Source organism: Acidisphaera sp. L21 (genome assembly GCF_009765685.1).
In the GTDB taxonomy this organism is placed as follows: domain Bacteria; phylum Pseudomonadota; class Alphaproteobacteria; order Acetobacterales; family Acetobacteraceae; genus LMUY01.
In genome coordinates, this window is record NZ_LMUY01000010.1 from 45,106 (window position 1) to 57,682 (window position 12,577).

General features: G+C 62.7%; 15 protein-coding genes. 10 read left to right on the plus strand and 5 right to left on the minus strand.

What is annotated here, in order from left to right; all coding sequences use genetic code 11:
* The first annotated feature begins 13 nt into the window (after nucleotides 1-13).
* The 4 genes from tnpA to GSQ76_RS02490 all read left to right on the plus strand — a co-directional run bounded on the left by tnpA (nucleotide 14) and on the right by GSQ76_RS02490 (nucleotide 2,701).
* Nucleotides 14-373 carry an IS66-like element accessory protein TnpA gene (tnpA, locus tag GSQ76_RS32550; RefSeq protein ID WP_408836158.1) on the plus strand — a complete coding sequence of 120 codons (360 nt, stop codon included), beginning with the start codon at nucleotides 14-16 and terminating at the stop codon, nucleotides 371-373.
* Nucleotides 370-717 carry an IS66 family insertion sequence element accessory protein TnpB gene (gene tnpB / locus GSQ76_RS02480; protein ID WP_158742336.1) on the plus strand — a complete coding sequence of 116 codons (348 nt, stop codon included), beginning with the start codon at nucleotides 370-372 and terminating at the stop codon, nucleotides 715-717. The genes tnpA and tnpB overlap by 4 nt, the downstream gene beginning before the upstream one ends.
* 131 nt (nucleotides 718-848) lie before the next feature.
* Nucleotides 849-2,447 carry an IS66 family transposase gene (gene tnpC, locus GSQ76_RS02485; protein ID WP_158742409.1) on the plus strand — a complete coding sequence of 533 codons (1,599 nt, stop codon included), beginning with the start codon at nucleotides 849-851 and terminating at the stop codon, nucleotides 2,445-2,447.
* A gap of 2 nt (nucleotides 2,448-2,449) precedes the next feature.
* A complete protein-coding gene (locus tag GSQ76_RS02490) occupies nucleotides 2,450-2,701 on the plus strand; it encodes a hypothetical protein (protein ID WP_254070201.1) in 252 nt (83 codons plus the stop codon).
* 586 nt (nucleotides 2,702-3,287) lie between these two features.
* Here the strand turns inward: GSQ76_RS02490 and GSQ76_RS02495 are convergent.
* Nucleotides 3,288-3,662, minus strand: a complete 375-nt coding sequence (locus GSQ76_RS02495) for a hypothetical protein (RefSeq protein ID WP_158742337.1) — start codon at nucleotides 3,660-3,662, stop codon at nucleotides 3,288-3,290.
* Between GSQ76_RS02495 and GSQ76_RS02500 the strand changes: the two genes are divergently transcribed.
* The 4 genes from GSQ76_RS02500 (at nucleotide 3,634) to GSQ76_RS02520 (ending at nucleotide 8,063) form a co-directional block, all read left to right on the plus strand.
* Entirely contained in the window at nucleotides 3,634-4,068 is a 435-nt protein-coding gene (locus tag GSQ76_RS02500; RefSeq protein WP_158742338.1) for an SDR family NAD(P)-dependent oxidoreductase, read from the plus strand. The two genes, GSQ76_RS02495 and GSQ76_RS02500, sit on opposite strands and share 29 nt — an antisense overlap.
* Nucleotides 4,069-4,577: 509 nt before the next feature.
* Nucleotides 4,578-4,844 carry a PhzF family phenazine biosynthesis protein gene (locus GSQ76_RS02510; RefSeq protein WP_256366955.1) on the plus strand — a complete coding sequence of 89 codons (267 nt, stop codon included), beginning with the start codon at nucleotides 4,578-4,580 and terminating at the stop codon, nucleotides 4,842-4,844.
* Between the two features lie 149 nt (nucleotides 4,845-4,993).
* Nucleotides 4,994-5,344: a TetR/AcrR family transcriptional regulator gene (locus tag GSQ76_RS02515; protein WP_216850857.1), complete on the plus strand. Its 351-nt coding sequence runs from the start codon at nucleotides 4,994-4,996 to the stop codon at nucleotides 5,342-5,344.
* 403 nt (nucleotides 5,345-5,747) lie between these two features.
* Entirely contained in the window at nucleotides 5,748-8,063 is a 2,316-nt protein-coding gene (locus GSQ76_RS02520; protein ID WP_254070203.1) for an ATP-binding protein, read from the plus strand.
* 87 nt (nucleotides 8,064-8,150) lie between these two features.
* On the opposite strand, the gene GSQ76_RS32555 is transcribed toward GSQ76_RS02520, so the two are convergent.
* Genes GSQ76_RS32555 through ispH form a run of 4 tightly spaced genes read right to left on the minus strand, consistent with a single transcriptional unit; the run spans nucleotide 8,151 to nucleotide 10,971 of the window.
* On the minus strand, nucleotides 8,151-8,603 hold the full coding sequence (locus GSQ76_RS32555; protein WP_408836156.1) for a LysE family translocator: 453 nt from the start codon (nucleotides 8,601-8,603) through the stop codon (nucleotides 8,151-8,153).
* Nucleotides 8,560-9,027, minus strand: coding sequence for a ribonuclease HI (gene rnhA / locus GSQ76_RS02530; protein ID WP_158742342.1), 468 nt, complete (start codon nucleotides 9,025-9,027; stop codon nucleotides 8,560-8,562). Before rnhA ends, GSQ76_RS32555 begins: the two co-directional genes overlap by 44 nt.
* On the minus strand, nucleotides 9,011-9,970 hold the full coding sequence (locus GSQ76_RS02535) for a homoserine kinase (RefSeq protein ID WP_158742343.1): 960 nt from the start codon (nucleotides 9,968-9,970) through the stop codon (nucleotides 9,011-9,013). The genes rnhA and GSQ76_RS02535 overlap by 17 nt, the downstream gene beginning before the upstream one ends.
* A gap of 47 nt (nucleotides 9,971-10,017) precedes the next feature.
* Nucleotides 10,018-10,971 (minus strand): 4-hydroxy-3-methylbut-2-enyl diphosphate reductase, encoded by a 954-nt coding sequence (gene ispH / locus GSQ76_RS02540; RefSeq protein ID WP_158742411.1) that lies wholly within the window; start codon nucleotides 10,969-10,971, stop codon nucleotides 10,018-10,020.
* 112 nt (nucleotides 10,972-11,083) lie between these two features.
* Between ispH and GSQ76_RS02545 the strand changes: the two genes are divergently transcribed.
* Nucleotides 11,084-11,662, plus strand: coding sequence for a hypothetical protein (locus GSQ76_RS02545; RefSeq protein WP_158742344.1), 579 nt, complete (start codon nucleotides 11,084-11,086; stop codon nucleotides 11,660-11,662).
* Nucleotides 11,663-11,723: 61 nt separating this feature from the next.
* Nucleotides 11,724-12,577: ABC transporter substrate-binding protein (locus GSQ76_RS31585; protein WP_254070209.1), on the plus strand; the 854-nt coding region annotated here is incomplete at its 3' end.

The following is a 12,577-nucleotide window of genomic DNA, read 5'->3' on the forward strand; positions in this document are numbered from 1 at the left end:
CACAAATGCACTTATGGACACAAGTTTGAGGGTGAAACGGCGCCATCGGTCTTGGCCCGAAATGCTGAAGAGGGAAATTGTGTCGGCGTCGTTTGCGCCGGGGGCTTCCGTGTCGATCGTGGCGCGGCAATACAACGTGAACAGCAATCAGGTGTTCGCGTGGCGTAAGCGCTTTGGTGAGACGAGCCTTGCAACGAGTAGCCCGCAGTTTGTGCCGGTCATGGTGACCCCGGACGAACCTGCCAGGGATGGAGCGGGTGTTGCCTCTGATGTCATTGAGATCGATCTACCCCATGGTTACCGGGTTCGTGTGCCTGGGGGCGTGAAGGCCGCGACGCTTCGGTTGGTTCTGGATACGCTGGAGCGGCGATGATTGCATTTCCTGCCAGCGTGCGTGTCTGGTTGGCTGTCGGACGGACCGATATGCGTCGCGGAATGACCGGACTGGCGCTGCAGGTTCAGGAAGCCCTCGGCCGTGATCCTCATGCCGGAGATCTTTATGTGTTTAGAGGTGCTCGGGGCGACCTCATCAAGGTCCTCTGGCATGACGGTATCGGCATGTCCCTGTATGCCAAGCGGCTGGAGAAAGGCCGGTTCCTGTGGCCATCGCCGGCTGATGGAATCGTAGGCATATCGGCGGCGCAGCTATCTTATATGCTCGATGGCATCGATTGGCGGAACCCGCGCCACACTTGGCGGCCCGCCAGCGCAGGATAAGGTCGGCAGGTTGCATTTTCTGGGAGTCATCGGGCCGGATCTGTGATTCAATCCTTGTTGTGGACGCTGATCTTGCCCTGCCGGACGATATCGATGCGCTGAAGACGGCGCTAACGATTGAGCGTGCCAGAATGCAGGCCATGACCGCCGAGCGTGACGCGGGGGCTGCCGAACTCGCGGTGGCACAAGCCAAAGCGTCCGCCGACTTGGCCATGATCGCGCACCAGAAGCTGCGGATTGCTAGGCTAGAGCGTCAACTCTACGGTCCCCGTTCGGAGAGATCGTCCCAACTCATTGATCAAATGGCGCTCCAATTCGAGGAGGCGCAAGCCAGCGCCACCGAAGATGAATTGGCTGCCGAGATCGCCGTCGCCAAGGCCACCACAGTCGTCGGGTTCAGCCGCAAGCGTCCTGAACGGAACACCTTTCCCGAACACCTCCCTCGCGAGCGCGTGGTGATCAATCCGCCGGCCGCTTGTGAATGTTGCGGCGGAAAGAGGCTTCGCAAGCTAGGCGAGGACGTGACCAAGACCCTGGAAGTCATCCCGCGCCAGTGGAAAGTCATCGAGACGGTGCGGGAGAAGTTCACGTGCCAGGACTGTGAGAAGGTCAGCCAGGCGCCAGCCCCGTTCCATGTGATCTCCAGAGGATGGTCGGGGGCAAACCTGCTGGCGATGATTTTGTTCGAGAAATTTGGTCAGCATCAGCCTTTGAACCGGCAGGCCGAACGCTACGCCCTGGAAGGCGTGCCGATCAGCCTTTCGACCATGGCGGACGCCGTTGGCTCGGGTTGTGCGGTGCTGGACCCGGTGCTGAGGCTTCTTGAAGCCCATGTTATGGCGGCCGAACGCCTGCATGGCGATGACACGACCGTGCCGGTCCTGGCCAAGGGGAAGACTGATACCGGTCGATGCTGGGTCTATGTGCGCGATGACAAGCCATTTGGTGGACCATCACCGCCAGCCGCGATGTTCTATTACTCGCGCGACCGCAAAGGCGAGCATCCGCAGATCCACTTGGCCAAATATGCCGGCCTCTTCCAGGCCGATGCCTTCGATGGATATCGCAAACTCTATCTGCCAGACCGAAGTCCCGGTCCTATCTTGGAAGCGGGATGCTGGGTTCATGCGCGGCGTCCGTTCTTTGCCATGGCCGATCTTGAGGAGAACGCCCGTCGTCAGGCCGCCGGCAAGAAAGCGATCATGCTCTCTCCAATCGCAATTGAGATCGTGCGTCGCATCGATGCCCTGTTCGGCATCGAGCGGACAATCAACGGCAAGAGTGCCAAAGAACGCTGCGCGGTTCGCCGAGACCTGAGTAAACCGCTGGTCGACGCCCTGCAGGTCTACATGCAGGATCAGCGCGCCAAACTGTCCCGAGGTCACGACCTCGCCAAAGCCATCGACTACATCCTCAAGCGTTGGGCAGCCTTCACGCTGTTCCTGGACGACGGACGGGTGTGCCTGTCCAACAATGCCGCCGAGCGCGCGCTGCGCGGCATTGCTCTGGGACGAAAGTCGTGGATGTTTTGCGGCTCGGACCGAGGTGGTCACAGAGCCGCAGCCATGTACAGCCTCATCGTCACAGCCAAGATGAACGACATCGACCCTCTGGCCTGGCTTGCCGATGTCCTGGCACGGATCGCTGCGCATCCAGCTCATCGGCTCGACGACTTGTTGCCGTGGAATTGGACGCCCAAGGCGTCCATGATCGATGCCGCAGCTGCCTGATCTTGGCTCCAGTCAACAAGGTCTACCACGTCCACACCATCGCCCGCGTCGCTGAAATGCTCAGCGAGGACCAAGAGTGGCTGTGGGACTTGGCCAACGAGATGGACCAGGAAGACGGCCTGATCTGGGTCTATGGTCCCGGCGATGAGAGCGTCATGGCGTTCACAAATTTTGGCATCGAGACGCTTGCCGGCATCGTCGAGACCTACAAGGCCAACCCCACCTTGCTCAAGCGAGAAACCGACCCTGCTTAGCCCACTGCGGCCTACGCCGCATGCTGCTGACCTTGTAGCCGTGGCGCAGGAACACCCGTGTTGCCGCCGACAAGGTGACCTCGCGTTTAGGCGGCCCCACCGGGGGGGCGACGATGGCATCGAACACCGAACCCAGCCCGATGTCGCTCACGAAAACCTGCCTTGGCTCGACTGCACTGCACCGTGCATGTTATTGGTGCAACTATAAAGTGCAAAAGAGTGGTGCATGAATGACGCGCCGGGCACTACCCCGCCGGCCGACGATGCTTGGCCGACGCATGGCTCCTTTCCCAGCATCAACGCGATCGTCGGCAGCTCGACTATGAGGGGTACGTCCGTCCGCTCCGGATCCAACCTCGGAAAAGGCACGGTTATCTCTCGCTTCTCCACCCGCTTCCGGCACGTCTCGCGCACCGGCCCGCTCTCGTCTCCACCGGGCTGGGCTTCTGCGCATTCGGCGCGTTCTCGGCATTCTAGGCGACCCTGGCCTTCCACCTCGCAACGCTGACCTTCGGGCTGGGACGGCGGCGACTGGATTGTTCGAGTTATGGGGTGCGCCGGGCGCAATTCTGGTACCGACGGGCGGTTATTTGGCCGACCGCTTCGGATCCAACGTGGTGAATGCCTTCGGACTGGCCTTCACCGCGGCCTCGGTTTTGGTGGCCGGCACATAGGGTGCGACGTCCCTCCTGGCCTCGTCGTCATCGTCAATCTGCTGGATTCCAGCCTCCAGAGCGGGCAGGTAGCCAACCCGGCGCGGATCTTCACCCTGGGCGACGGGCAACGGGCCAAGTTGAATACGACCTACATGGTTGCCGTCTTCAGTGGCGGCGCGATCGGATCCGTCATCGGCGCCCTGGCCTGGAGCGCCGACGGATGGACGGGCGTTTGCACCGTGTCTGGCCTCCTTGTAGCGGCGGCAATCGTCATGCTTGGCGCAGCACGGCGTCTTCTTCTGCATCCGGGCGGCGCTTCCTCGTCTGCTGGAGACCAGGGGCAACATCGTCAACGTGTCCTCCGTATCCGGCATCGGCGGTGACTGGAACATGAGCGCCTACAACGCGGCCAAGGGCGCCGTTACGAATCTCACCCGGTCTTTGGCAATGGAACTTGGCTCCAAGGCGGTGCGGGTCAATGCCGTGAACCCCAGCCTAACGTTCACGGAGATGACCGGTGGTTTGAAAGACGACGCGGCCCTCATGGCCAAGTTCGCCGAGCGGATACCTCTGGGACGTGGAGCGGAGCCTGCCGAAGTGGCCGATGTCATTGCCTTCCTTGCCAGCGACGATGCCCGGTTCGTGACCAGCGTGAACCTGCCCGTCGACGGCGGCCTGTCAGCTTCGAATGGGCAGCCTAGGGTCACCTAGACCTTAGGCCAGGCCGAAGCCACTGCTTGCCATCGGGTATCCAGTGCCATTCGACACATCAGCCCGATCGGCGGAAATTGCCAGATCCTACTACGCCTCGACCAAGGCCAGCCGGGTTGGCAACACCGATCGGTCACCTGATGCTGGCCAACAGCGGCAGCCCACGCGCCAACTCTGGTTCGGATGTGGGCGCACAAAGCGACAGACGCACCATATTATACGAGGAATCAATTGCCGATGCGACAACTCGCGATGCGTCGGCAGTCGTGCCCCCGGGGCCAGGTGGCCCTCCCGAATGGCATCCTCCAGCCGGCCGGCGCGTTGTGCCGCCTCCAAACCCATGCCAACCTCTGTCTCTGCGACAATTGAAACATTGTAGTTGTGAACCGAGACGAGCTGTCGCTATGGAAAATGCAACACTGCCCCGTCGCCGCTTCGTCACCGCCGACGTGTTCACCGATCGCCTTTTCCACGGCAACCCGGTTGCCGCATAGCAGGATGCGGCAGGTCTGACGGCGGCGCAGATGCAAGCCATTGCTCGCGAGTTTAACTCCATCGAAAGCACCTTCGTTCTGCCGCCGGCTGACCCGGCACACACCGCGCGAATCCGTATCTTCAGTCCTACGCGCAAAATCCCGTTCGCTGGGCACCCAAACATAGGTACGGCCTTCGTACTGCCGCGGGAGACCCCGACCCGCGGGCAACGCGCGGTGAGGGCGCAGACCCGGCCGTGCGGCTCGGCGGACGTTGCGTTGCGGCGATGGAGGGCATTGTGATGCCAACGTCGGGATAATGGCGCAGCCACGACAAACTCACAATTGCCAACCGATGGGTCCAATTATATCGAATGGTTCAGCAGACAACATCGCGACCGCCACGTGGCCGGCTGCGAGAGTTCGATGAAGGCGCGGCCATTGAGCGCGCCATGGAAGTGTTCTGGCCACGTGGCTATCACGGTACCTCGCTCCCCGACCTGCTGGAGGCGACGACCCGTTCGCGTGGTAGCCTATATGCAGCTTTTGGGGACAAGCACAGCCTGTTTCTGCAGGCGCTAGACCGTTATACCGACAACGCTTTGGCGCGGATGATGACCGAGTTCGATCCGAAAAAGAACGCCTTGGCAGGTCTGCGGGCGTGTCTCGCCGGGTATGTCAACCGCACCAGTGGCATCATGGGCAGGCGTGGATGCCTGGTGGTCTGCTCGGCCGAGGGAATGCCACGTTGGCGAAAACGACGAATGTCTGACTTTGCATCTGCGGCGATGACAGAAACGTAGGGCGCAGAACTGGGAACTCGTAAAGATTTTCCGCCAAGGCTCCAAGTCTTAATGCATTTAATGACTGACATCGTAATTAAGGCGTTATTTGCGCGCCTGACGGTTTCTTGTCTTATATTCGGATCTCGACGGCTCCGTCTGTGATACAACACAACCTCGGGGTTCATCCGGTACAGGAAGTGTTATGCCATCGCTAACGTTAGAGCGCGGGAGAATACTGAAACAGGCCAACCGGATTCTATACTCCATTGCCGCCCTAGTGACCTTGCTCCTGGCAACCGTCGCCTGGACCCAGTGGGACGCGAGGGTGGCAGCGCGTAGACTGGCCCAGCAGCAAACCGGCAACATAGCCCTGGGATTGGAGCGTGATATCGGCCGTTCGCTGAGTATGTTGGACCAATCGTTGCTCATCGCCGTCAACCGTATCGAGGAAACAGGACCGCATACCGGAGCGGCGGACCTCCAGTTGCGCCTTTTATCCGACGAGATGATCTCGGCCGATCTCTACGGCGGCGCTGTCATCGACGCGTCGGGCCGCGTAATCGAGGCGACGGAAACCTATCCGGTTCCTCTGGGCTACAGTCTGGCGAACCGAACATATTTCAAGGCCCAGCAGTCTGGACACGGCGTCGGGCTATTCGTCAGCGGCCCCATTGTTTCGAGCGGATACCGCGTGCCTGTCGTCGAACTCTCCCGACGCATCGAGGACCCGGTGGACGTTAGCTTTGCGGGTGTCGTGGCGATTGGTCTGAAGATGTCGTACTTCCAAAAACTCTTCGCACCGCTCGATTTGGGTGAGGACGGGGTCGTGTCATTCGTGACGACCGATGGCTATCTTCTGGAACGCTTTCCGCACGATGACCAGAATTTCGGAAGGGATCTCCGCCCGGCCTTGCTGTTCGAGCATTTGGCAGCCTCGTCCGATGGCGGCTACGAAGGGATCTCGCCGGTCGACGGTGTATTCCGGTATTATTCCTACCGGCGCATCGGCAAGCTTCCGCTGGTGGTCTCCGTCGGATTCTCAACCCGCGAAATGTTTGCCAGGTCGAACCTGAAGGCCGCCTATATCGGCGCGGCCTGCCTGTTGTTCGTCTCGGTCTGCGCGGCGCTCGGATGCAAGACGTGGTTGGAGCTGCGCCGCCGCCTCAACGCGGAAACGGCAGCCGCCGGACTGGCGCATTTGCGCGCCGATGCCGACGCACAATTGGCGGTGCTGTTCAACAATTCGGCCGACGCCATGGCAATTTCAAGCGTCATGCCGGATGGCAGCTTTACCTGCGACGCCATCAACCCGACCTGGACCGGGATGCTCGGGGTTCAGCTCACCGATGTTACGGGCAAGCCACCGGAAGCCTATCTTCCGCCGGAGGTCGTTCCGGCCGTGGACGCGGCCTACCGCGAGTGCATCGCCACCGGGCGGGTCGTTCCCTATCGCTATAAAACGCCGAGTGATGGCCGCGAGTGGGAGTCGTCAGTGGCACCGATTGTTGGCGAGGACGGCCGCGTACGCAAGTTGGTGGCCGTTGCCAAGGACATGACCGATCGGGACATCGTCGAGGCCGGCGTGCGGCAAACCAGCCGCATGGAGGCTGTGGGGCAGCTTTCGGCGGGCGTAGCGCATGACTTCAACAATATGCTGCAATCGATGATGGCGGCGCTGGAGATCCTGCGGGACCAGGACGGCCTGACTAGCCAGGGACGCGAATGCGTCACTCTGGCGGAGGATGCGGGACATCGCGGTGCCACCCTCGTGCAGCAGTTACTGGCGTTCGCGCGGAAGCAAGCGCTGGCGGCCGACATTCTTCGCCCGCAGGATGTTCTGGCCGAAATCACACCGTTGCTGGCGCATGCAATGGGCAGCGCGATTACGATCCGCACGCAGATCGGTGACGTCATCCCCACGGTACGTGCCGACGGCACCCAGTTGGGAAACTGCCTGTTCAACCTCGCGATCAATGCGCGCGACGCCATGCCCGGCGGCGGTACCCTCACGTTGCGCGCCTGCGGGATCCCTGCCCTCGATGCCGCAAGCGCCGGGTTCCCCGAAGTGGAACACATGCGGTTCGACGTGGAGGACGACGGGGAGGGGATGTCGCCCGAAACAGTCACCCGCGCGATGGAGCCGTTCTTCACCACGAAGGTAATCGGCAAGGGAACCGGCCTCGGTCTTTCCTCTGCACTCGGGTTTGCCCGGCAGAGCGGCGGCGATATCCGGATCCGCAGCGTCGTGGGCGAGGGAACGACCGTAAGCTTATGGCTGCCCTGCGCCACCGGGGAGACAATCGTCTTGCAGGAGGAAATCGGATATCGGCACCCGGCCGGGGAACGCGGCCGCGGGCGCGTGCTCGTAGTAGAGGACCAGGAGGGCATTGGCCGCACGCTCTGTTTCTTCCTGAAGAAGGCAGGCTATGCATTCTCCCAGGCATCCAGCGGCGAGGAGGCCTTGGGCATGCTCGCCGCTGGGGAGAGCTTCGACTTGCTAGTGACGGACCAAACGATGCCCGGCATGACCGGCGACAAACTCATTGGTGAAGTCAGCCGCCTGCAAGCGCATATGCCAACCATGCTCATCACGGGTGCGGCAACCCTCCCGGGCTTCGACGATAACCACGGGCAGGTCACCGTCCTACGCAAACCGTTCCTAAGGGAGGCATTTTTGGAACAGGTCCAGGCGCTGCTCCCGGATGCAACCCAAAAATCGGGTTCTGCTGCCGGGTGAACCGGCCGGCCCACAACGATGTTGGGGTTCCCGAAGTCGGAATAACCTAACTCGCTCGACTGCCACGCATCGTGCCCGGTCCTTATTCTAGCCAGATTGGGATGATTGATGCGGCAAGCAGCAGACCAAGAGCGACGTTAGAACCCGCCATTGTCGCTCGGTCCTAAAAACGCGGCCGAATAACTGCCCGGCAAGACACCACAGCGACAGCGACAGCGCCGCCGCGAGGCCGAAGGCAGAACCCAGCAGGCAGGCAAGATGGAATGGACCCCTCGTCAGCCCGCCGAACGAGGCCGCCGCTCCAAACGCCATGGCCCACCCTTTCGGGTTGACCCAAAGCAGGGACGCTCCCTCAAGGAAGCTGCCTGCTTGTCCGGTGCCCCCACCTGTCGTAGATCGACTGGACCGCGCGATCTTCCAGCCAAGCCAAAGCAGGTAACCCGATCCGGCTAGCCGCATGGCCGTGCCCAATAGACGGCACTGCCAGCAGAACCACTCACGCAGTCTGTTGCCGGGCGCGGGTCGCCAATACGTCGGCACGTTCGTTCATGATGTCGCCGGCATGACCGCGCACCCATTTCCACTCTATCGTGTGGGGTTTCGCGGCGTCCAATAGGCGTTTCCAAAGATCCATATTCGCCACCGGGTCGCCCGCAGCGTTGCGCCAGTTCTTTCGCACCCAGCCAGTGTGCCAGCGGGTAATCCCGTTTCGCACGTATTCGCTGTCGGTGTGCAATGCGACTTTGCAGGGGCGCTTCAACGCTTCCAGCGCCGCCGCGGCCGCCGTCAATTCCATGCGGTTGTTGGTGGTCACCGGCTCAAACCCGGTCATCTCACGTTCAATATCGCCGAACTGCAGGATGGCTGCCCAGCCGCCCGGGCCGGGGTTTGGCTTGCATCCGCCATCGGTCCAGATCGCGACCAATGCGGCTGCGGCTGGATCGGCCTCAGAGTCCGTAGGCATGTTCGTCCGTGGCCCCCAGGTGAAAGCGCAGGCGGCCTAGATAGGCCATCGGATCCTTGCGGGTGACCATCGCGCCCGGCGGCGTGTTCACCCAATCGTACAACCGGGTCAACAAAAAGCGGATTGCGGCACCCTGGCATAGGACGGGCAGGGCGGCGCGCTCGGCGGCATTCAGCGGCCGACGCGCGGCGTAGGCGCGGAGCAGGGCGCGGGATTTGGTGATATTGAACTGCATGTCGGGCTCGAAACACCAGGCATTCAGGCAAACGGCCAGGTCGTAGGCTAGCAAATCCGTTGCCGCGAAGTAGAAATCGATCAGCCCGGACAGTTCACCGCCGAGGAAAAACACATTGTCCGGGAACAGGTCGGCGTGGATGTGCCCGCGTGGCAGGTTGCTCGGCCAACGCGTCAGGATCTGGTTCAGCGCCGCCGTCAATTGCCCCCCCAGTCCCGGCTGCACCTCGTCCGCGCGCGGCAGGCAACGATCCAGCAACGGCCGCCAACCGGCAGGACCAAGCGCGTTCGGTCGCTCCGGCGCGTAGTCGCTCCCGGCCAAATGCAGGGACGCCACCGCGTCACCCACGGGCGCGCAATGGGCTGGCCGAATCTTCCGGGGCCACACGCCGGGCAGGAATGTCGTGATGCAGGCCGGCCGGCCGGCCAGATGGCGCAACGCTGATCCATCCCGCGCCCGCACCGGCTGCGGGCAGGTGATCCCGCCACGCGCCAGGTGCTCCATCAGCCCCAGAAACCACGGCAATTCGGCCGGGTCGACCCGCTTTTCATACAACGTGAGGATGAAATCGCCCGCCGTGGTGCGCAGCGAGAAGTTGCTGTTCTCCACGCCCTCGGCAATGCCACGGAACGCGACGACGGTGCCGAGGTCGTATTCGCCCAATAATGCGGTCAACGCGTCATCGGTGACCTCGGTATAGACCGCCATACTCTAGCCCACCCTCTCCAGGCCGGAGAGGGCGCCACCCATGCCCATCAGGAAAGCGGGGCGGGCAGCTTGAAGATCACGTCTTCCTCGGTGACCCGGCGTTCCTCAATCCCCAGCGTGTAGCGTTCGGCAAGGTGGGTGATCATTTCCTGCACCAATGCCTCGGGGGCGGAAGCGCCGGCGCTCAGGCCCAGGGTTTCCACCCCGTCCATCAGCGTCCAGTCCAGGTCGCGCGCACGCGGCACCAGCACGGCCCGCTTGGCGCCAGCCCGCTCGGCCACTTCGCGGAGTCGCTGGGAGTTGGAGGAGTTTGGGCTGCCAATCACGATCACCAGGTCGCAATCCGGCGCTACAGCCTTCACCGCAGCCTGCCGGTTCGTCGTCGCGTAGCAGATGTCCTCCCGCTTCGGCCCCTCGATCCCGGGGAAGCGCGTCCGCAGCACCTGCACGATTTCCGCGGTATCATCGACCGACAGGGTGGTCTGGGTAATGAAGGCGAGGGGGCCGGGGGCGGGCTGCACCAACTCGGCCTCCTCGGCATCTTGCACCAGGGTCACGGCGCCGGGCGGCAACTGGCCCATGGTGCCCACCACTTCCGGGTGTCCGGCATGGCCGATCATCAGGATGTGCCGCTGTTCCGGCCCGCCATCGCCGAAATGCCGCTCGGCCTCGCGATGCACCTTGCTGACCAGGGGGCAGGTGGCGTCGTAATAGTGCAGGTGGCGACGCTCGGCCTCCTGTGGGACGGATTTCGGCACGCCATGGGCGGAAAACACGACATGGGCGTCGGGCGGGACCTCGTCCAACTCCTCGACGAACACGGCGCCCTGAGCCTCCAGCGCCTCCACAACGGTCCGGTTATGGACGATTTCGTGGCGCACATACACCGGCGCGCCGAATCGGCGAATCGCCTCCTCCACCACGCGGATGGCCCGGTCCACCCCGGCGCAGAAGCCGCGGGGGCCAGATAATAGGATGCGTAAAGGTCGTTTGTTGGCCATGTTGTCCGCGGTGCCTGGGGCGCGCACTATGCCGTCCCGCCCGCCCTGCCACAACCCGGCCTGCCCGCGACTATGCGCCACGTCGGGTTGAACCGCCTCACTGGAGTAGTCGATGCCTGTTTCCATGCGTGCCTCATACCCCATTCAGATGTTCCGCGCATTGCGTTCTGCGTGGCCCGCCGCGGCCGTGCTGGCCGCCGGCGCCGGGCTGGCCGGATGCGCCAACACGAACGGTCAAAAATTCGCCCCGGCCTGCCCGCAAACCGGCATCCTGCGCGACGGCTCCGATCTCACACGCTTCCGGTCTACCGGCACGGACCTCACAGATATGGTGATCGACGGGCGGATCACAGGGCTGTCGGGCAAGTGCGCCCTGGATGACCCGACCCATCTGCGCACCTCGATCTCCGTCGCGATGGATCTGACCCGCGGCCCGGCGGCGCTGGGGCGCCAGGCGGACGTGACGTATTTCATCTCCGTCTCCAAGGGCCAGGCCATCCTCGACAAGGCGGATTACACGTTCACCGTCAACTTCCCCCGCAACGGCGACCGGCAAGGGCTTCGGGGCGAACAGATCGACCTGGTGCTTCCGATCGATGCGAAAACGACCGGCGCCGATTATCGCATCCTTGTCGGGTTCCAGTTGACTCCCGAGCAACTCGCCTTCAATCGGCGCCGCGGCCCGCGGTAGTTCGGTACGCTCCTTGCACCGAATGATCAAAGTCCAAGCAATCGTCGAGAAAGGCTCGTCCATGGTCGTATCCGGGCGCTTCCGCACGCTTCTATTTGCCGGCGTGGCGTTGATGGCTGCGGGGGTCGTCTCGGACGCCACCGCCAAGACGCTGGTGTTTTGCTCGGAGGGATCGCCCGAGAACTTTAACCCGATGCTCAACACCACCGGGACCACCTTCGCTGCCAATAAGCCGGTCTACAGCCGGCTGCTCGACTTCACGCCCGGCACCACCAAGATCCAGGCCGGGCTGGCCGAAAGCTGGGACGTGTCGCCGGACGGCAAGGTGTTCACCTTCCATCTGCGGCATGGCGTGAAGTGGCACAGCAATGCCATGTTCAAGCCGACGCGGGATTTCAACGCCGACGACGTGCTGTTCTCCTTCAACCGGCAGGGCAATGAGGACAGCCCCTACCATAAGATCTCGGGCGGCTCGTACGACTATTATGGCGACATGGGCTTCGCCAAGCTGATCGCCAGCATCGACAAGATCGACGACTACACGGTGAAATTCACCCTCAACGCCCCCCAGGCGCCGTTCCTGGCGGATCTGGCGATGGATTTCACCACCATCCAGTCCGCCGAATACGCCGATGTGCTGATGAAGGCCGGCAAGCCAGAGCAGATCGACCAGCAGCCGATCGGCACCGGGCCGTTCTCGTTCGTGGCGTATCAGCGCGATGCGACCATCCGCTACCGCCGGTTCGATGACTTCTGGGGCCCGAAGGCAAAGCTGGACGCGCTGGTGTTCTCCATCAACAAGGACCCGGCGGTGCGCCTGGCCAAGCTGCGCGCCAATGAGTGCCAGGTGATGGCCTATCCGTCGCCGGCGGACCTGCCGGGCATCAAGATCGACCCGAAGCTGTCGCTGCTGTC